This is a genomic window from Bradyrhizobium sp. SOJA106 (assembly GCF_059448745.1).
Genome location: NZ_CM182549.1, coordinates 4,956,815 through 4,974,644, shown reverse-complemented (window position 1 = coordinate 4,974,644; position 17,830 = coordinate 4,956,815). Strand labels below are relative to the sequence as shown.

General features: G+C 59.2%; 21 protein-coding genes. All 21 read left to right on the top strand.

The features are described 5' to 3' along the window. Window positions 1-36 precede the first annotated feature (36 nt). The 21 genes from AC5V87_RS23100 to AC5V87_RS23000 all read left to right on the top strand — a co-directional run bounded on the left by AC5V87_RS23100 (window position 37) and on the right by AC5V87_RS23000 (window position 17,681). A complete protein-coding gene (locus AC5V87_RS23100; RefSeq protein WP_495367868.1) occupies window positions 37-597 on the top strand; it encodes a phosphohydrolase in 561 nt (186 codons plus the stop codon). Continuing rightward, complete coding sequence (locus AC5V87_RS23095; protein WP_495367867.1) at window positions 594-1,157, top strand: MT-A70 family methyltransferase; 564 nt, start codon at window positions 594-596, stop codon at window positions 1,155-1,157. The genes AC5V87_RS23100 and AC5V87_RS23095 overlap by 4 nt, the downstream gene beginning before the upstream one ends. Beyond that, window positions 1,154-1,516, top strand: a complete 363-nt coding sequence (locus AC5V87_RS23090; RefSeq protein ID WP_495367866.1) for a DUF6511 domain-containing protein — start codon at window positions 1,154-1,156, stop codon at window positions 1,514-1,516. The genes AC5V87_RS23095 and AC5V87_RS23090 overlap by 4 nt, the downstream gene beginning before the upstream one ends. Next, window positions 1,516-1,698, top strand: coding sequence for a hypothetical protein (locus AC5V87_RS23085; RefSeq protein WP_495367865.1), 183 nt, complete (start codon window positions 1,516-1,518; stop codon window positions 1,696-1,698). Before AC5V87_RS23090 ends, AC5V87_RS23085 begins: the two co-directional genes overlap by 1 nt. Continuing rightward, a complete protein-coding gene (locus AC5V87_RS23080) occupies window positions 1,688-3,931 on the top strand; it encodes a bifunctional DNA primase/polymerase (protein ID WP_495367864.1) in 2,244 nt (747 codons plus the stop codon). The genes AC5V87_RS23085 and AC5V87_RS23080 overlap by 11 nt, the downstream gene beginning before the upstream one ends. Window positions 3,932-4,247: 316 nt before the next feature. After that, window positions 4,248-4,703: a VRR-NUC domain-containing protein gene (locus AC5V87_RS23075; protein WP_495367863.1), complete on the top strand. Its 456-nt coding sequence runs from the start codon at window positions 4,248-4,250 to the stop codon at window positions 4,701-4,703. Beyond that, a complete protein-coding gene (locus tag AC5V87_RS23070; RefSeq protein ID WP_495367862.1) occupies window positions 4,694-5,419 on the top strand; it encodes a YraN family protein in 726 nt (241 codons plus the stop codon). The genes AC5V87_RS23075 and AC5V87_RS23070 overlap by 10 nt, the downstream gene beginning before the upstream one ends. A 64-nt stretch (window positions 5,420-5,483) precedes the next feature. Next, complete coding sequence (locus AC5V87_RS23065) at window positions 5,484-5,981, top strand: hypothetical protein (protein WP_495367861.1); 498 nt, start codon at window positions 5,484-5,486, stop codon at window positions 5,979-5,981. Window positions 5,982-6,435: 454 nt separating this feature from the next. Further along, a complete protein-coding gene (locus tag AC5V87_RS23060; protein WP_495367860.1) occupies window positions 6,436-6,618 on the top strand; it encodes a hypothetical protein in 183 nt (60 codons plus the stop codon). A gap of 318 nt (window positions 6,619-6,936) precedes the next feature. Continuing rightward, window positions 6,937-7,185, top strand: coding sequence for a hypothetical protein (locus AC5V87_RS23055; RefSeq protein WP_495367859.1), 249 nt, complete (start codon window positions 6,937-6,939; stop codon window positions 7,183-7,185). Then, window positions 7,154-9,052 carry a terminase large subunit gene (locus tag AC5V87_RS23050; protein ID WP_495367858.1) on the top strand — a complete coding sequence of 633 codons (1,899 nt, stop codon included), beginning with the start codon at window positions 7,154-7,156 and terminating at the stop codon, window positions 9,050-9,052. Before AC5V87_RS23055 ends, AC5V87_RS23050 begins: the two co-directional genes overlap by 32 nt. Window positions 9,053-9,055: 3 nt before the next feature. Next, window positions 9,056-10,318, top strand: coding sequence for a phage portal protein (locus AC5V87_RS23045; RefSeq protein ID WP_495367857.1), 1,263 nt, complete (start codon window positions 9,056-9,058; stop codon window positions 10,316-10,318). Beyond that, complete coding sequence (locus AC5V87_RS23040; protein ID WP_495367856.1) at window positions 10,315-10,947, top strand: HK97 family phage prohead protease; 633 nt, start codon at window positions 10,315-10,317, stop codon at window positions 10,945-10,947. Before AC5V87_RS23045 ends, AC5V87_RS23040 begins: the two co-directional genes overlap by 4 nt. A gap of 91 nt (window positions 10,948-11,038) precedes the next feature. Continuing rightward, window positions 11,039-12,316 (top strand): phage major capsid protein, encoded by a 1,278-nt coding sequence (locus tag AC5V87_RS23035; RefSeq protein ID WP_495367855.1) that lies wholly within the window; start codon window positions 11,039-11,041, stop codon window positions 12,314-12,316. Between the two features lie 50 nt (window positions 12,317-12,366). Then, window positions 12,367-12,636 (top strand): hypothetical protein, encoded by a 270-nt coding sequence (locus AC5V87_RS23030; protein ID WP_495367854.1) that lies wholly within the window; start codon window positions 12,367-12,369, stop codon window positions 12,634-12,636. Window positions 12,637-12,647: 11 nt separating this feature from the next. Next, window positions 12,648-12,845, top strand: coding sequence for a hypothetical protein (locus tag AC5V87_RS23025; protein WP_495367853.1), 198 nt, complete (start codon window positions 12,648-12,650; stop codon window positions 12,843-12,845). Then, the gene (locus AC5V87_RS23020) at window positions 12,845-13,429 is read left to right on the top strand and encodes a head-tail connector protein (RefSeq protein WP_495367852.1); all 585 of its coding nucleotides are present in this window, start codon (window positions 12,845-12,847) and stop codon (window positions 13,427-13,429) included. Before AC5V87_RS23025 ends, AC5V87_RS23020 begins: the two co-directional genes overlap by 1 nt. 3 nt (window positions 13,430-13,432) lie before the next feature. After that, window positions 13,433-13,816, top strand: coding sequence for a hypothetical protein (locus AC5V87_RS23015; RefSeq protein WP_495367851.1), 384 nt, complete (start codon window positions 13,433-13,435; stop codon window positions 13,814-13,816). 18 nt (window positions 13,817-13,834) lie between these two features. Beyond that, window positions 13,835-14,239: a hypothetical protein gene (locus AC5V87_RS23010; RefSeq protein ID WP_495367850.1), complete on the top strand. Its 405-nt coding sequence runs from the start codon at window positions 13,835-13,837 to the stop codon at window positions 14,237-14,239. Then, window positions 14,239-14,733 carry a hypothetical protein gene (locus tag AC5V87_RS23005; RefSeq protein WP_495367849.1) on the top strand — a complete coding sequence of 165 codons (495 nt, stop codon included), beginning with the start codon at window positions 14,239-14,241 and terminating at the stop codon, window positions 14,731-14,733. The genes AC5V87_RS23010 and AC5V87_RS23005 overlap by 1 nt, the downstream gene beginning before the upstream one ends. 86 nt (window positions 14,734-14,819) lie before the next feature. Next, window positions 14,820-17,681 carry a hypothetical protein gene (locus tag AC5V87_RS23000; RefSeq protein WP_495367848.1) on the top strand — a complete coding sequence of 954 codons (2,862 nt, stop codon included), beginning with the start codon at window positions 14,820-14,822 and terminating at the stop codon, window positions 17,679-17,681. The last annotated feature ends 149 nt before the right edge of the window (window positions 17,682-17,830 follow it).

Sequence of the window (17,830 nt, the reverse complement as noted above, 5' to 3'; positions counted from 1 at the left end):
CGAGGTAAGCGTGCAACCCGACTGACGGGGCACACTGTGACACGACAAGGCGACTGGATCCAGACCTACACCGGCAAGCAATATTGGCCGATCGATCCCAGACCAGAAGACATTGACATTCTCGATATCGCGCACGCGCTTTCAATGCTGTGCCGCTTCGGCGGGCACTGCCTGAAATTTTACAGCGTCGCAGAGCACAGCGTGCATATCGCACGCTGGCTCTATCCCAGGCACGGTGCGTTGGTTGCCCTGTGTGGTCTGCTGCACGATGGAACCGAGGCATATGTCACCGATGTGCCGCGGCCCACCAAGCCGTACTTGACCGGGTACAAGGATATAGAGGCTCGCAACTGGGCTGAGATTTCATGGAAGTTCGGTCTTCCTCTGACACTGCCCACGCAGGTGAAAGAGGCTGATAGGCGCATGTTGTATGATGAGGCAAGCCAGAACATGTCGCTGTGCGATACAGAATGGAGCAATACGCTTGAACCGCTTGGTATCGAACTGCGATATTGGTCGCCGGAGCGAGCAAAGGGCGAATTCATCGATTGCTTCAGGGACTATGCGACGCTGCGGGATATGGAGAAGGCTACGTGATCGAACTCCCGCAGGGTCCGTTCGGAGCTATCTTGGCTGACCCGCCATGGTCCTTCCGTACATACGGCGGCAAGGACGTTGCACCAACTCGCGCCGAGCAGCCGTATCCAGTCATGTCACTGGCCGATCTCAAAGCCATGCGCATTGGTGATGTGGCCGCGCGCGACTGCATCCTGTTCATGTGGACTGTTTCGCACCTTCAGGACGAAGCTACAGACTTGGCCAAAGCTTGGGGTTTCACACCGAAGAGCGTTGCCTTCATTTGGGACAAAGGCCGTCTCGGTATGGGCTATTGGACTCGCCAGGAAATGGAGATTTGCAAGCTGTACACGCGCGGCAAACCCAAGCGCCTGAATGCTGACGTTCGACAGAAGATTGAGGCTCCACGACGCGAGCACAGCCGCAAACCGGACGAGCAGTATGGACGCATCGAGCGTTTGGTGGCTGGTCCGTACTTGGAACTGTTTGCGCGTCAAGCGTGGCCAGGTTGGACGGCGTGGGGCAATCAGACGGATAAGTTCGCCGCCAACGATAACCTGTTGCAGACGAGTGCCGCATGACCGAGATCAACCCTGTAGGCACCTGCCTGATCTGCAAACGCCGGCACGACAACATCGGCTGGTCTCCGCACGATCGCGCGCCGGTCAAGTGGGTGTGTTGGGAGTGCTTGGATGGGACGCACAATGGCATTCGCTCGAAACTTCCGAGGATCTATCACATGGCACGTAAGGCAATTGATGGGTATGAGCGCCGCGCGCTTGAGGATGGCGGCAATGTTGGCGGCGAGTATCTGGACAGCATTGGTAAGACAGACTTGGCGCAGCTGGAGCCAGAGGAGTGGTCGACCTTCTTGGGGTGCATCCTACAGGGGTATGCCGAAAGCATGCGGGAGATCATTTCCAAGGAGGTGCCGTATTGATGACGCCGCAGGACGCACTTGAGAGCGCCATCAGCGACTACGCCGCGCTGAACTACGGCCAGATTGTCAGTGAGCGCGAACTGGCCGAGCACATCATTGAGCATATGCGCCAGCATTACGGTTACACGATTTGGCGTGCGGTGACGCCAAGCTTCAGCAGCGAGGGGCATCATGCAGATTGAAGCCACCACCCAGCCCATCGACGTCGCATTGTCCTACATCACCGGCCGAACCTGGCCGGTTTTTCCGTGTCGGGCTGCGGACGAAGAGGCGACCGACCGCATCACCGGGCAGACAAAATATGATCCGGAAACGGGCGAGGTAGAAGTCCTCAAGGTCAAGACGCCGATCACCGACAATGGCTTCAAGGCCGCAACCCGATTTGCGCACATCGTACGGCGCTGGTGGCAGGACAATCCGACCGCAATGGTTGGTGTGCCGACTGGCGAGCGTATCGGCGCGTGGGTGCTGGACATTGACCCGCGCCATGACGGCCACGAGACGCTGGCTGCCCTTGAGGAGGAATACGAGCCGTTACCCGCCACGCTGACCGCCACCACAGCCAGCGGCGGCAAGCATTACTATTTCCGCCATGTGCAAGGCGTGCGCAACCGCGGCAATCTTGGGCCTGGCATCGACGTCCGTGGTGATGGTGGTTACGTCATCGCGCCTGGCAGCGTTACGCTAGCCGGCGGCCGGTATGAGTGGGACAACGACCTTAAGCCGGTTGAAGCCCCGCAGTGGCTGCTTGATCTCGTTGTCAGGCGCGAGCGTCCGGCCAGCCACCAGCCCACGGGATCCGCTCACACCAACAGCGCCTATGTAAACGCCGCAGTGGACCGGGAGCTGGCCGAGCTCGCTGCGGAGCCGATGGGCAACCGTAACAACCGTCTCAACGACGCCAGCTTTGCCTTAGGTACTTTCGTCGGGGCTGGCGCATTGCCGGAGTCCGAGGCGCGGGCCTTGCTGCAGGACGTTGCGCGAGGCTGGGGCAGGGACTGGGCGCGGTGCTGTAAGACAATTGAAAACGGCTTGGCGGCCGGGCGCCGTTCACCGCGCGATATCCCGCAACCCGAACAGGACAATACTAGGCTGGTGGACATCAGCCGCATGATTGAGAATGGTCTGAGGAAGGCGAAAGCAAAAGCCGAGCCACCCGTCCAGCAGCCAGCGGACGATGTGTCAGAAAAAGATACCAAAATTTCTGACAGCGAACCGGTGAAGCAGGACAAGCAACAGCCACTCACGGCCACACCGTTCCAGTGGAAAGACCCGACCAAGCTCCCGCGACGCGAGTTCGCGTTCGGCACCCACTACATCCGGAAGTACGTTTCCGTGACCGTGGCGCCAGGCGGCTTGGGCAAAACGGCCAACAGTATTGTAGAGGCATTGGCCATGGTGACGGGCAGGGCGCTGGCCGGCGTAAAGCCGCCAGGGCCGCTCCGGGTATGGCTCTTCAACAGTGAGGATCCCCGGGACGAGTTGGAGCGCCGTATCATGGCGGCGTGCATCAAGTACAAGATTTCAGCCGAAGACATCAACGGGCGGCTGTTCCTCGATACTGGGCGCGAACAGGAACTGGTAATTGCCAAGGAGGACAAGAAGTCTGGCGTTCGCATCGTTGAGCCGGTGGTTGAGGCCATCGTCAATCAGATTGAGGCCAACCAGATTGACGTAAAAATCGTTGACCCCTTCGTGTCGACCCACCAAGTGAACGAAAACGATAACGGCGCGATCGACAAGGTGGCCAAGCTGTGGGCACAAATTGCGGACCGCACCAATTGTGCCATCGATATCGTCCACCACCTGCGCAAGCTGGCCGACCGCGAGGCGACCGTTGAGGACGCCCGCGGTGCCGTGGCTCTTATCGGTGCCGCGCGCTCGGTCAGGGTTCTCAACCGGATGTCCGAGGATCAGGCCGTAAAGGCGAACCTGGATAAGGAGGATCGGTTCGGATACTTCAGCATCAATCATGGCAAGGCAAACCTCGCGCCACTGTCTCACAAGCTTGATTGGCGCCGCCTAGAGGGCGTGCCGTTGGGTAATGGGCGAGGGATGACTAAGCCTCAGGACTTCGCCCCTGTGGTCACGGAATGGCACTGGCCATCCAAAGATGAGGTAGCAGCTCAGATCCCCGACATCGTGCGCAAGGAGGTGCTGGTGCGCTTGGCCAACCAGAGCTGCCGCGAGAGCGCGCAATCGGACGACTGGGCGGGTTATGTGCTGGCCAGCGCAATGGGCGTCCATTTGGAGACAGGCCGCGCCATGACGCCCGAAAAACGGCGCATCAAGGCGGCTCTGGATGCGTGGATTGAGAACGGTATTCTGGAGGCTGTGGACGAGCCAGACCCGAAGCACTTCAACCGAAAGATCAAATTTATTAGACCATGTAGGCCAGGCCAAGAGGCCGTCTAATAGCAACCTCGACCCGCCCAAGTGGCGGGTTTTTTGTTGTTTCACACCACCTCATGAGGTGGTGTGAAATTAGCCACCTAGCCACCTCTAGCCACCTCGATTTTGAGGTGGTGTGAAATCACACCACGAGGCGGAAGATTCACCTTCACACCACCACCCCCACCCCTTTAGGGGGTGGGGTGGTGTGAGGTGGTGGTGAAGAGTTTGTTTTCACACCACCTCGCCACGTCCACCTCGGGTGGTGAGGTGGCTAGTTGGTTGGCGCGACCACCAGACGCCGATTTAGTATTTCCCATGCCCATGCCCACTACTGTCCATGGGCATCAAAACCACCACACTCCGGAACGGCACGAAGGTCGTACGGCTCACCAAAGCCGTACCCGAGTGGCGGCTGCAGGCCAGCCAGGTTCGCGCCCTGCGGGCCATGCCGGAATTCAACAAGCGGTTCACGATTGCCGGCGATATGGCGGCAGGCAGGCGAGGCAAGCAGACCGCAGCAATCGCCAAGGCAACCGGTCTCACCCCGGGCGAACACGATTTGCGGGTCTACCTGGAGGGCGGGCGGCTTGGGCTGATTGAGAATAAAACCGAGAAGGGCCGCCTGTCGCCCGAGCAACGAGACAGGCACGCTCTGCTGGCTCGGCTGGGGTTTTCATACCAGGCGGTGATTAGGGCTGCCACGGAGGCCGACAGCGCGATGCAGGCCGTGTCTGCGGTGCGTGGATGGTTGGGTGAGCCGGTTGCGGCGAATGATAACGTGGAATGGAAGTGATGGCTGGAAGAGGAATGGGAAAGAACCCAGTTGTTCCTGTGGAATCGTTTATCGACACGCCAGATGGCGGAAGGCGTAAGGTGCTCTATGCGGTAAAGGGTGCGATAAACGAGCACGTGGCTGTCACATGGCTGATGCGTCAAGGATATGACGTATTTCGCAACTCCGCACCAGTGGGCCGTGCCGACCTAGTCGCCAAAAACTGGGACACCGGAGAGTTGATCTTTGTTGACGTCAAATCTCAGGGCTATGACCCTGATGGCAGGTTCGGATGGACCCCGCTCCAGGAAAAGCAGCACGAGCAAGAACGAAGATATGCCGAATCTGGAATCAAATATCTTGTCGTGAACGACAACGGGACGTGCTGTTGGTACGGTGATGACAAGGTGGATAGGAGCGGGGATGACAGGTACTGGACCGACCCAAGGAGCGGGCAGAAATTTTTGAAACCGGGCTGTGAGATGAGCCAACCGCAGTGGTCTGTATTTTCTCACTGGATGCTGAAGTACTACAGACAAGACATTAACAATGACCAAGCGCAAATTCTTTATGCTGCACACAAGTCAACAACCGGCCACGGAAGGCCGTTGTATAAATTTCAGATTGGTAATCTGGAGAAGGTTAGAGCGTTTTTGTACCGTAAAATTACCGGCCAAGAAGGAAGCCATGTGGCTGACGCGATGAATGACAATGAGGCGACCAATGCGGCGGCCTGAAGTTGCGATTGCGGCGAATCGTAAGCCATATCCAATACTTAGCGCCCTGAAACGAGAGGGCGATATGTTTTCATTGGGCGCGCTTCGTCTCTGGATGACAGACTACCATGATGGCGCTCCGCAGTTGGCCGCCAACGACAATGACCCGGGAGTCCGGCCCACAGAGTGGGAAACGAATAGGTACGAGAGGTCGGCCGAAGATTTGATCGCGATTTACCGAGACGATGCCATGAGGGATGGCGAGCCTAGCCACGAGCCGCGATACAGACCATCTCTTCATGGTGAGACACAAACGCCGAAGATTCGGCGTACCAAGAGCCAGATGCCACCCGATGCCGAAGTGGATGCAGAAGTGGAGATGGCTAGACACATTGACGCCCAGAGAATGCGAGCTTGGCTTGGTTCTGACGCCGTGGTGCTCGATATGGCAGTTGGGCCGCACACGTACCGCGAAGTCGGGCGACACATAGGCGCTACCGGGTCGGACGACACGTTGGAGCGCGCCGGCAAGCAAGAGATCAAGGACGTGGCCAAAACGTTCTGGGATAAAGCAGCAGCCTAGACTTTCGGCTTGCCCGCCACCCCGTTTACTAAAGAGCATGGGGCAATTTTTCTGCCCCGCCGTTTTCTTGCACGCACGTTCAGTGGTGCCCCCGAGATGGCCCTGGCCACCGGGGTTAATTTCCCCGCCGTTGGTTTATCTGCGGCACACAGCTGTGCTGCTGTTTCTTATTAACCGGTGCCATGGTCCACGCTCGCAAGCCAGTCGACATTATCGCTGAGGAGCTGTGGGATCACGACGACCCGGACAGCGCGGCTGAGGATGTCGTTGAGGCGCTTGAGCAGGCAGGCTGGCGCTTGGTGTTTGTGCCAAGTGATGAGCAGACTAGGGTTGCGTGACTGACCCACGCTCTGCCCAAGCTGCCGAGTATCGTAAGCTCTACAGCACGGCTCGATGGAAGCGCACTAGGGACGCCCAGCTAGCCGTTCAGCCGCTGTGTCAGCGCTGCCTAGCAATGGACGTGGTCGAGGTGGCTACTGTTGTGCACCACGCTGACGGCGGCCATAAAGGCGATGTAGAGCGGTTCTGGTACGGCCCATTTGAGTCATTGTGCAAGGCACACCACGACAGCGAAGGCCAGCGCGAGGACTTAGGGCAGGTGGTGGTGACGTTCGGGCCGGATGGCTGGCCGATTTAACGTATACCAGATGCCAAAGCAATAATATTACAATATTTGGCGGATACTGGCAGCTTTATTACGGTATTGCGGTGTAATGGCAATAAAATTACAAGATACCGGGGCTGTATTGAAACTTTCTTACGTTCGCCACTAGCTACCGGCGGCCCCCAAAAATTCACGCATCCACAATTCAAAATATGGGTCTGAATCGTGGCTAGGCCGCGAGTACCACGCGCCAAAGCTGCGGTTGAAGCGGCGGACAAGAAAAACCCGCAACGCTTCAAGAATCGCAAAGAGCCGCAATCGCCCGGCGAGCTGGGTGACCCTCCCGAGTGGATGGGCGGCGAGCAACGGCTGGCGTGGCGGACATTCCAGAAAGAAATTCCGTGGCTCAACGCATCGCACCGCGGTGTCGTTGAGATCGCAACAATCATTAGAGCCAGGCTGATGGCCGGCGAGGAGTGCGGCGTCCAGGCCCTCAATCTTCTTAGGCAGTGCCTTGGCCAGATGGGCGCAACCCCATCAGACGCGAGCAAGGTGGCATTGCCGGACGATGACGAGGACGAAGACGACATCCTCGACTGAGGCGCTGGACAGAGTTTCGGCATACGCGCGGGCGGTACTTGATGGAATTATTGTCGCTGGCCCTCATGTACGAAATGCCTGCCGTCGTCATTTCGACGATCTAGCCCGCGGTGCCGAGCGCGGAATATTTTGGGATGATGCTGCAGCTGTTCGGGTATTCCGCTTCTTTGAAGAGAAGCTGAAGCTCAGCGAAGGCCAGTTTGACAATCAGCCGTTCGTCCTGCAGCCGATGCAGGTATTCATTCTCGGCTCGTTGTTCGGTTGGAAGCGGGCGGACGGCAGCAGGCGGTTTCGACGGGCCTACATCGAGGCCGGCAAGGGATGCGGTAAGTCGCCTTTGGTTGGTGGGATTGGGCTGTATGGCCTGATCGCGGATAGCGAAGCCGGCGCGCAGGTGTATGCGGCAGCAGCCACCAAAGACCAGGCTGGCATTCTGTTTCGCGACGCTTGCAAGATGGTCCGGCAATCTCCGGATCTGGCGCGTCGGGTGAAGTTCAGCGGCGGCTTCGCGCGGGAATACAATATCGCGCACCACAGGTCGCAGTCGTTTTTTCGGCCTATGTCGCGCGAGGCTGGCAAAACCGGTTCGGGTTTGCGGCCTCATTTCGCGCTCTGCGATGAGGTGCACGAGCACCCGGGCCCAGAGATCATGCGTATGCTGGAGGCGGGCTTTAAGTTCCGCAGGCAGCCGCTTCTGGTGATGATTACCAACTCGGGCAGCGATCGGCTGTCTGTATGTTGGAAAGAGCATGAGATGGCCTGCAATGTCGCCGCAGGCACCCAGACGCCGGACGAAGTTTACGAGTACGTCGGCGAAACCTGGGACGGTTCGGACGAATATTTCTCGTATGTGTGTGCGCTCGACAAGGACGACGACCCGTTAGAGGATCCGTCTTGCTGGATTAAAACTAATCCGCTGCTGGGTATTACGGTCACCAAGGAATACATCGCGTCGCAGGTTGCCTTCGCGAAGAACTTCCCGAGTGACGCGCCCGGCGTTTTGAGACTGTACTTCTGCGTTTGGACGGACGCTCATACGTCGTGGATGCCGCGCAAAACCGTCGAATCTGTCATGACGGATTTCGACATTGCGCAGCACGAAGGCAAGCAGGTCTTTCTCGGTGTCGACCTTTCGTCGCACAAGGATATGACCGCGGTGGCGTATGTGACGCCAACCGGCCACAAAGAGGTTAAGCGTCCTGACGGCAGCGTTTTCTTAGCTCCGACGTTTGATGCTTGGGTTGAGCCATTCACCCCGGCGGACACATTAAGGCAGCGCGCGGCCGAGGATAAGGCGCCGTACCTGCAGTGGGTGAAAGACGGCTATCTTCACGCGATTCCAGGCGAGCGCATCCGATACGACTACGTTGCGTACGATGTGCAGCAGGCCAGTAAGAAGTTCGATATCAAGGCCGTCGCTTACGACAACTACGCCTTTGCCGAGTTTCAGGAAGAGTGCGGCAAGATTGGCTTGGAGCTGACTTACCGGGACCACCCTCAGGGCGGTAACCGGCGTAACAAGCCCAGCGAAGAGCTCGTTGAGAAGGCAAAAGCCGAAGGGCTGCCGGAGCCTGGCGGTTTGTGGATGCCAGGCTCAATCCGCGAACTGGAATCGCTCATTATTGACGGGCGAATTAGGCTGCGGAGCAGCCCGGTTCTGATGACTGCACTTATGGCGGCGACGTTCAGCACGCCAGATCCGCTCGGCAACAAGTACCTCGTCAAAGACAAGTCCCACAGGCGCATTGACGCTGCTGTAGCGCTCTGCATGGCAGTCGGCGCCGCAGTCGATGGGGCTGGTGACGGTGGTCGCGTGGCTTCTCCATGGGATGATCCGAGCTTCTCGCTCGCACAGATTGGCGCTTGATTGATGTGGCCTTTTGACAGGGCGAATAAAAGCGAGGCCAGAAACATCCAAAACCAGACGATTCCGGTTAGTTCTCCGGATTTCCTGGCGTTTTTTGGCTTAAACCAAGCGAATCTGCCGCATGTCACGGTCGATAGTGCACTTACTGTGCCTGCTGTTGCTGCTGCGGTTGCTTTTCTCTCTCGCACGATGGCTGCCCTGCCACTTCATGCGTATCGAGACACGAAGGACGGCCCGAAGAAGGTCAGCGGCAAACTTGAGTCTGTTATCCATGACGCGCCGAACGACGAAATGGATAGCTTCAAGTTTCGTCAGTATTTTTGGCAGCAGGTCTTTACCGGTGGCCGCGGATTAGCTTGGATCGAGCGCGCTCCGCAGGGGATCGAGGCCATTTGGCCTATGAATCCCTACAAGACGACAATCCGTCGCCACGGTCTGAAGCTGGTCTACAGCTTCGATGGCAAGGATTATCCGTCAGAGGATATCATCGATCTGCCGTTTATGCTGCGCCCGTGCGGTGTTCGGCATTATGGCCCGATCGTCCTGGCCTCGAAGGCGATTCAGCTCGCGCTGGCTATGAACGACTACGCCAGCTACTTCTTTGCAGGCGGCGGCGTTCCTCCACTTGCTCTTGTTGGTCCCTTGCCAGCTGGCGCGGAAGCTATCAAGCGCGCTCAGGCGGACATCAAGCGCACGATCGATGCGGCCAAGTCCAACAGCGAGGCGGTTTTCCCGGTCCCGTCCGGTTATGAGTTGAAGCCGGTTGGGTTTGATCCTGAAAAGGGTCAGATGACGGACGCGCGGCGATTCCAGATCGAGGAAATCGCGCGGGCGTATCAGCTGCCTCCGGTATTTCTGCAGGATCTGACGCGGGCGACGTTCAGCAACGCTGAGCAGCAGGATCTCCACCTGGTCAAGCACCTTATCGGCCAGTGGTCCGAGGCGTTTGAGGGCGAGCTTAACTTGAAGCTGTTCGGCCGCGGCAATAACAACCGTTATGTCGAGCACAATCTCGACGGCCTGCTACGTGGTGACTTCGCCAGCCGAATGACTGGTTATGCCACGGCGATCCAGAACGCCATTCGTACGCCTGATGAGGTCCGCGCGCTGGAGAACCTGCCTGCAAAGGGCAGCGAAGCGGACAAGCTCCTGATTCAGGGCGCCACTGTGCCGCTGGGCACGCAGCCTGTGGTGGCCACGCCAACGAACGACAACAAGCAAGGCTCGGACGCGGGCAATGCTCCCAAGGAACCTAAAGCAGCATGACTGAGATTGAGCGGCGTGGTGGAAGCCTCGGTGTCGAGGTGCGAGCGGGTAGTGATAAGCGCACCCTGTCTGGGTACGCCGCGGTGTTCAATTCGCTGACGGATATCGGCGGCTATTTTCAGGAGCAGATTGCGCCTGGTGCATTCGACTCCGCTATGAGCGCTGACGTCCGCGCGCTGGTTGATCATGACACTGGCCGGGTTATTGGCCGCACTAAATCTGGCACGCTGCGACTTTCGCAGGACACGAAGGGTCTGCGCGTCGAGGTCGACGTTCCAGATACCAGCGACGGCAATGATCTTTGGACGCTTGTGGAGCGTGGCGACATCTCCGGCATGAGCTTTGGCTTCCGGGTCACGAAGCAGCAGTGGGACGACACGGATCCGGAAAAGCCTGTCCGCACGATTGAGGCGGTTGAGCTTTACGAGGTGAGTGCGGTTGCATTCCCGGCCTATGACGACACCACCCTTGCTGCGCGCTCGCTTGAGGCGGCACGCAAGGAAGTCGAATCCGCCAGGGCTGAAGCAGACAAGCGCGCCGCAAACGACGCCGCCGCGAAGCGACGCCTTGCTGAGCGTAAGGCAAAATTCGAACAGAGAATTCGTGGGATCCGGCAGGACGCCACGTAGTCACCCGGCTTAGAGCCGGTGGGCAGACGCAATTAGCGTCCTGCCATTCAACCACGCGCCGCTGAGCGGCATTTCATTTTGAGGACTTACTATGAACTTGACTGAACTCCAGGAAAAACGCGGCCAGTTGCTGACCCAGGCGCGCGCTGCGCTTGACGAAGTTGGTAAGAACACCGACGAGTCGCGCACGGCTGAACTCGAAAAGCGCCATGACGACATTATGGCCGAATTCGACAAGGTTGAGAAGCACATCGAGCGCGAAGAGCGCGTTGTTGCGGCCGAAAAGGCTGCCGAGGAACGTGCTGCTGCCGCGCGCAAGGCCAAGCGCCCTGTTGCCAGTGGCGAGGACGAGACGCGCGGTGCGGATGAGGGCGATAAGCCTGAATATCGTCAGGTGTTCTTCAAGTTCATTGCCGGCGGCGCATCGCTTGATGCCCTCGATTCCGAAGAGCGCGCCGTTCTGCGTGCTGGCGTCGTTCAGGACATGGAAAAGCGCATCCAGACCGGCGGCACCAACTCGGCCGGTGGATACACCGTTCCGGTTGAGCTGCAGGACATGCTTGTTCGGTCCATGAAGATGTGGGGGCCGATGTATGACGGCTCGATCGTTAGCGAACTGAATACCTCGGCCGGTAACGCACTGCCGATCCCGACCGTTGACGACACGTCGAAGACTGGTGTGCAGGGCAGTGAAGGCACCGCGCTGACTGACGACGGTTCTGCGGATGCGGCCTTCGGTCAGAAGCAGCTTGAGGCTTACGACTTTAACACGAAGTTCGTTAGGTTCTCGTGGCAGCTGGCGCAGGATTCCATCTTCAACATGGAATCGCTGCTCGCTGACTTGCTTGGTGAGCGTCTCGGTCGCCTGTCGAACTTGCAGCTCACGACCGGGAGCGGTACTTCGGCGCCGAATGGCATCGTGACCGCCGCCAGCGCTGGCAAGACCGCTGCGTCGGCCACGGCTATCATCTACGACGAAATTATTGACCTCGTCCACTCGGTCGACCCGGCCTATCGCCAGTCGCCGAAGGTCCGCTTCATGTTCAACGACTTGACGCTGGCGGCCCTCCGCAAGCTGAAGGACGGCGACGGCAAGTACATCTGGACCATGGGCGACGTGAAGGCGGGTGTCCCCGGTACTCTGCTTGGCTATAATTACAGCATCAACCAGGCCATGGCCACCATCGCCACCGGCAACAAGACGGTGCTGTTTGGCGACTTCGGCAAGTACTGGGTCCGCAAGGTCGGTGCACCGGTCATCGGCGTTCTGCGCGAGCGGTTCTGGCCTGACCTCGGTATCGCTGGCCTGATCCGGTTCGACGGCGAACTTCTCGACACCGCTGCGGTCAAGTATCTGGTTCAGCCGTAACCAATATGGGGCGGCAGTAAAGCCGCCCCATCATTTTTGGAGATAGATAAATGGCTGATCCGACGTACGTCCCTAAGATTTACGAAACAGATGGCGGCAACACCCTGGTTGTTGCCAATGGCGGCAAAATCAAGATCGAGACCGGTGGGCAGATCGTAAATAATGCCGGCACGCAGACTCCGGCTCTGACGCCTCCGGCTGCCACTGCATCCACCAACACCACGCCGTATGGGTATTCGACGCAGGCCCAGGCCGACGCGATCGTTACCTGGATTCGTGCTGCTGATGCGGCCCTTAAGGCGGCCGGTATTACTGCGTAATGCTTCTGCGCATGACCACCAGTGTCGCCGGAGAAGGGTTTTCACTCGACCCCGGCGACGAAACGGATCGCTTCTCTGGTGACGAAGCGATGCGTCTGATTGCGGCTGCCTATGCTGTTCCCGTTTCCGAACAGACCATTGAACGGGCAGTAGCGTTGGAGCCGGCGGCTGAAGTGCGACGCCGTGGAAGGCCGCGTAGGAAAGTCTGATGTGGTATCCAGCCAGCATCACTGTTGCCGCAACCAACACGCCTGTCTCGACGGACGAGGTGAAACTGCGGTTGCGCATTGACGCAGCTGACGATGCTGATGACATCGCGCTCATGATTGCCGGCGCAACCGGGTATGTAGAAAAATACTGCAACACGCGTCTCGCAACGCAGACCGTCGTTATGAAATGCGACAAGTTCTCGGATTTCTCATTCCTGCCTGAGGCGCCCGTGCAGTCAGTGTCTAGCGTCACTTACGTTGACGCTACTGGGGCAACCCAGACTCTAAGCACCGACGTTTATGAATTGCGTGCGGAAGGTCTAGAGGCATCTCTTGCTTTGAAGTTTGGGCAGCAGTGGCCCGCAATTCAAGCTGGCTCGCGCATCACGGTGACAGCCATTGTTGGATACGCAGACGTCCCCGACGCCGTCAAGAATGCAATTCTCCTGATCATCGGCGGATCCTACGCGACGCGCGAGCCGAATGATCTGCCGGCCGGAGCTCGCCCAGTACCAGGCGCGCTTTGGGTCGCAGGTTGGTCGACGGTCGACAGCCTGCTGGCGAATTATCGCCGCGGCGCCTGAGGTGTGGACCGGCTAACGGCACTCGTCGCGATTGCGCATCTTAAGCTGCGGCTAGAGACGCTGCAGCGCCACCCGGAGTTAATTGAAATGGCTACGCCAAAATTGCAGGGTCTCGCGAAGGCCATGGCGATGCTTGAGCACAATATGGAAGATGGCGCCGGAAAACTTCTGGCGAAGATCGAATCCGTTGGCTCGCGCGGAGAGGCTGCGCTCGCAAAGGGCCACACGAAAATTGACGTCATTGGTAGTCGAGTGGCTGAGGTCGAGAGCTTCGTGACGGCCCTGGAGGGCTCAAACGGGGGCGACCCTTTGGACAACTCGTCCGCTCAATCCGAGGCATCGCAGGCTGGCGGCTCACCGGCCGACAGGCCCCCGTATATTTCCTAAGATAGGGATTCACTGATTATGGCGGACATTACTATTACGGCGGCCAATGTCGTCGGCGACGGTAGCTCTCAGCGCGAGACGGGAACTGCTGGTGTTGCTATTACGGCCGGGCAGGCGGTCTATCTCGATACCACGGTCAACAAGTACAAGCTGTCGGATTCCAATGCGGCGGGCGCGAAGACTTGTCGCGGCATCGCGCTCAACAATGCGGCGCTAAATCAGCCGCTGACCATCCAAAAGAATGGTCCGATCACTATTGGTGCTACCCTTGTGAAGGGCACGACGTACTGCCAGTCGACCACGCCAGGTGGGATCTGCCCGCAAGCTGATATCACCACTGGTGGTGATCTTGTCGTTCTCGGCGTCGCCATCAGCACGACTCAGCTCAGCCTCAACATCCAGAACACGGGCGTCACGCTCTGATGGCTGAGGTCAGCTTCATCAACGGCACCTTCGTGAAGGGGAGTGCCACCTTCACGCCGTCCGCGGCCTCCTATGCGGCAGGAAACATTATCGATACGGCAAAGGAATTCATTTTTGCAGATCGCCTGGGGAGGCTGGTCCCTCCGGGCTCACTAGTCCGCATGCTTAGTGCAGTTGTCAAGATTGATGCTAGTGCCGTAATTTCCGGCGAAGGCGCCTATACAGCCCACACCTACAGTGTCACGCCGCCCAGCGGTCGAGCGAACAATACTGCTTGGGCTCGCGCGTCCGGGGACTTGTCTGCTTACCGAGGCTCGCTCTCGCTCGGCACTCCGGTTGCGGCTGGTGGCACCTGCTATGTGAAGACGCAGTTCACCGACACGCAAGATTTTGAACTGGTTGGTAGCAGCCTGTTCGTTGAGTTGGTCAACGCGGGCACGTTCACCGCGGCTGCCGTTGCTCGCCAGATCTGGCTGTATGGATTCATCGTCTAGCTGTGTCCACTAATCCAAATACAGCCCGCCGTTTGCTTCTCTCACCCCTTGGGAGTGCGGCAAGCCTCGTTAAGCCATTCAACGCGATGACGCTGCCGGAGGGGCAAGCCGGGTCGCAAACGTTGCAGGCACGGAAGGCGGTCACTTGGTCCATAGCCGACGCGGACAACAGTGGGGCGACGATCAACGCATCATCTGGCGCGTTGTCGATCCCGGCTCAGACGTTCTACCGTGCGCCGCCGGTCTATCCCTTCACCACGGGCAGCATCTGGAATGTGCCAGTTGGCAGCGGCGCCAACTACCAGGCTTACGACCCAACGAACGAAACGGGCGTCCTGCGCACCAATAATACTTCGCAGTTCCTGTCGATCGCGCAGGATTCGATGCGCATCTATCAGGCATCGTCAAGCGATCCGGTCGCGCATTGGACCTACCAGCGCAGGCCCTCCGATACATCGGACATGGCGACGTGGCCGTATCCCGGAGATCCCGGCAGCGACAACGCTCCGGGCTATTTCGACATGCCGACGCCGCGCTCGTTCGCCGGTTTGACGGTGGACGGCTGGGCCATCCTGATCGAGCCGAACGGCCGCTATTATTACGAGACTTGGCACCCGAACGTCACGACCGACGCGAACGGCAACATCACCAACGTCGACTGCACCTTTCTTGCCCGCAATGACATGTGGGGCGTCGGCTTCCCCAATTCAGGCGTTCTGGCTCACGACGGCATTCGTGCCGCGGGCGTGTCTCTGCTCGGCGGCCTTGTGCGCACGGCAGAGCTGGCGGCAGGGCGCATTCCGCATGGCATCGCGATCGGCATGTCACCGAACCAAGCCAAGGTTGCGGCGCTCGGAACGCAGTATGTCTGGCCCGCGACATCGGCGGACGTCCCGTCAACGTCCTATAACGGCATCATCCCCATGGGCGCGATGTTCGCAATCCCGTGGAATGTCGATATCGACCGGATCGGGTTGACGACGAGCTATGGCCGTATGCTGGCGCGCGCATATCAGGAGTTCGGCGGTTACGTCGTCGACACGGCCACAAACACGTTCTTTCTCGCATTCCTCGAAGCCGACATGCCACAGTCCTATGTGGACGCGCTCACCGCCGACAAGGCTGTGATCCAGTCGGTGCTTTCGATGGTGACGAACAACGCCAGCTCGGCCGCGACGGCTGGCGGCGTGGGATTGCCCATTCCGGTTGGCGGTGGTGGCACGCCGCGCATTTACGCGCCGCGCAATGTGGCCTCCTCGACCAACAAGAACCCGCGTGCGATCCGGGTTACTGCGACGCCAACTGATGGCTCGGCGGCTCAGACCGTGACCGTGCCTCTGACGGTGACGGAGGTGGAGGCGACGGCACCTGTCATCCGTTCAGCGAACAGCTTCAGCGTGCCCGAGAAGGCGCGTCTGGGTCATCCTCTGCTGGCTGATCAGCCGGTGACGTGGACGATCACCGGCGGCGCCGACGCCGCGCAGTTCGAGATTTACGATGCCAGCGCTTATGCGGCGGGTGTGTTCTTACGGTTCACCGGCAACGGGGTGAAGGTCGGGAATCAGAGCTACACCGTCCAGGTCACCGCGACGGATGCGTGGGGCAACACGGCCGCCCAGACCATCACGGGGACCGTTGTGGCTGGCCTCGGCTACGGGAACATGGCGTTCCATAGCGGTCTGACCACGGACTGGTCGAAGTGGTCGGACGGTCCGAACAATGCCGCCGGAGTCGCGAGCGCAGCGGGCGGCACGCTGACGATTACCACGGATGGCAGCACCGGCCAGACGGTCGGCCTCAAGTATCTCCGCGTAGCAGTCATTCCCGGCCGAGCCTATTCCGTGAAGATCGGAAGCATCGCGCAATCGGGTCTATCCAACACGGCGCCGAACGTGGTGATCTCCAACAGCCCGACAAGCCTGTTTGGCCAGCTCGGCTACTGGACGGGTGCTGGCACCGGCGTGACGACATCGTTCATCGCGACCGAGCCGTACGCATACATCTGTTGCCAGTTGAACGCCTACGCGACGCCGGGCGCGGCCGGCAGCGTCACCTTCAGCGGGATCGAGGTCTACGACACCGTCGATCTTTATGCGCCGACCTACGTTAGTCCGGCGACGCTGTTTTCGCGTGGGGAGACGGGCTCTTGGCTCGACGGCTCCGACCTGTCGACGATGCAGCAGGACACGACGGGCCTGGCCGTCATTGCGGGCAATCCAGTTGGCCGTTGGTACAGCAAGCTGCAATGGGGTGGCTCGCTCGCGGCGACGCTTGGCTCAGAAAACATCGTAAACGGAACCTTCGATTCGGACCTGTCGAGCTGGGTCATCAGCGGCGACGGAACACTCTGGAATTGGGCCTCACCTGGTAAGGCACGCAAGACTGCGGGCAATACCAACAACATTTCGCAGAGTGCCGCAGCGAATTATGGGCTTGGCAAGGTCTATCAGGCGCAGGTGACCATCGCAGACCGCACCGCTGGCAACCTCATCATGCGAATCGGGCCGGGCACGACGATCTTGAATTCGTCGAGCACGGGTGCGTTCACGCGATATCCGCAAAACGTGAACACCAACAACTCCCTTGTGTTTGCGGTCGGCTCGTCGACCTATAACGGCTCGATCGATGGCGTCTCGCTCAAGGAAGTGCTGGGGCGTCATGCCGTGCAAGACACTGCCGGAAACCGCCCCACGGCGCAGACCAAATACGTCGACTTCGGGACGTTGGGTACCACGCTCGCCATCAACTACGGCGGCGCGCTTGGCACCAATTGCACCGTGGCCTACGTTGCGGCCGATGGATATCACCTGCTCGAAAACCAGAATGTCGGCACGACCTATACCTTGCCGACAGGCGGACGCGTCTACCAACTGGTCATCATCAATCGGGCGCTGATCGCGCAGGAAAAGAGCGACCTGCAAACCGATCTGCTGGCGCGGGCTGCGTAGCCGCTCACTCCCTCAGGGGAGAGGCAGTCTGTTTCGATCTGGGCGGCGTAGCCCTCGAAATTGTCGGCCATGCAGTGCCGCTTTTCCTCGGTCATCCACTCGGGCCATGCGTTCGGATGCGCCGGGAGCCGGAATCTAGCAGCGTTCCA

Excerpts from the sequence above, each read along its gene's own strand:
- AC5V87_RS23010 (WP_495367850.1), top strand. The coding sequence starts at position 13,835 with ATGGCGGACATTACTATTACGGCGGCCAATGTCGTCGGCGACGGTAGC.
- AC5V87_RS23085 (WP_495367865.1), top strand. The coding sequence starts at position 1,516 with ATGACGCCGCAGGACGCACTTGAGAGCGCCATCAGCGACTACGCCGCG.
- AC5V87_RS23090 (WP_495367866.1), top strand. The coding sequence starts at position 1,154 with ATGACCGAGATCAACCCTGTAGGCACCTGCCTGATCTGCAAACGCCGG.
- AC5V87_RS23025 (WP_495367853.1), top strand. The coding sequence starts at position 12,648 with ATGACCACCAGTGTCGCCGGAGAAGGGTTTTCACTCGACCCCGGCGAC.
- AC5V87_RS23045 (WP_495367857.1), top strand. The coding sequence starts at position 9,056 with ATGTGGCCTTTTGACAGGGCGAATAAAAGCGAGGCCAGAAACATCCAA.
- AC5V87_RS23020 (WP_495367852.1), top strand. The coding sequence starts at position 12,845 with ATGTGGTATCCAGCCAGCATCACTGTTGCCGCAACCAACACGCCTGTC.
- AC5V87_RS23065 (WP_495367861.1), top strand. The coding sequence starts at position 5,484 with ATGTTTTCATTGGGCGCGCTTCGTCTCTGGATGACAGACTACCATGAT.
- AC5V87_RS23080 (WP_495367864.1), top strand. The coding sequence starts at position 1,688 with ATGCAGATTGAAGCCACCACCCAGCCCATCGACGTCGCATTGTCCTAC.
- AC5V87_RS23060 (WP_495367860.1), top strand. The coding sequence starts at position 6,436 with ATGGACGTGGTCGAGGTGGCTACTGTTGTGCACCACGCTGACGGCGGC.
- AC5V87_RS23000 (WP_495367848.1), top strand. The coding sequence starts at position 14,820 with ATGACGCTGCCGGAGGGGCAAGCCGGGTCGCAAACGTTGCAGGCACGG.
- AC5V87_RS23005 (WP_495367849.1), top strand. The coding sequence starts at position 14,239 with ATGGCTGAGGTCAGCTTCATCAACGGCACCTTCGTGAAGGGGAGTGCC.
- AC5V87_RS23035 (WP_495367855.1), top strand. The coding sequence starts at position 11,039 with ATGAACTTGACTGAACTCCAGGAAAAACGCGGCCAGTTGCTGACCCAG.
- AC5V87_RS23075 (WP_495367863.1), top strand. The coding sequence starts at position 4,248 with ATGGGCATCAAAACCACCACACTCCGGAACGGCACGAAGGTCGTACGG.
- AC5V87_RS23055 (WP_495367859.1), top strand. The coding sequence starts at position 6,937 with ATGGGCGGCGAGCAACGGCTGGCGTGGCGGACATTCCAGAAAGAAATT.
- AC5V87_RS23070 (WP_495367862.1), top strand. The coding sequence starts at position 4,694 with ATGGAAGTGATGGCTGGAAGAGGAATGGGAAAGAACCCAGTTGTTCCT.
- AC5V87_RS23050 (WP_495367858.1), top strand. The coding sequence starts at position 7,154 with ATGACGAGGACGAAGACGACATCCTCGACTGAGGCGCTGGACAGAGTT.
- AC5V87_RS23030 (WP_495367854.1), top strand. The coding sequence starts at position 12,367 with ATGGCTGATCCGACGTACGTCCCTAAGATTTACGAAACAGATGGCGGC.
- AC5V87_RS23040 (WP_495367856.1), top strand. The coding sequence starts at position 10,315 with ATGACTGAGATTGAGCGGCGTGGTGGAAGCCTCGGTGTCGAGGTGCGA.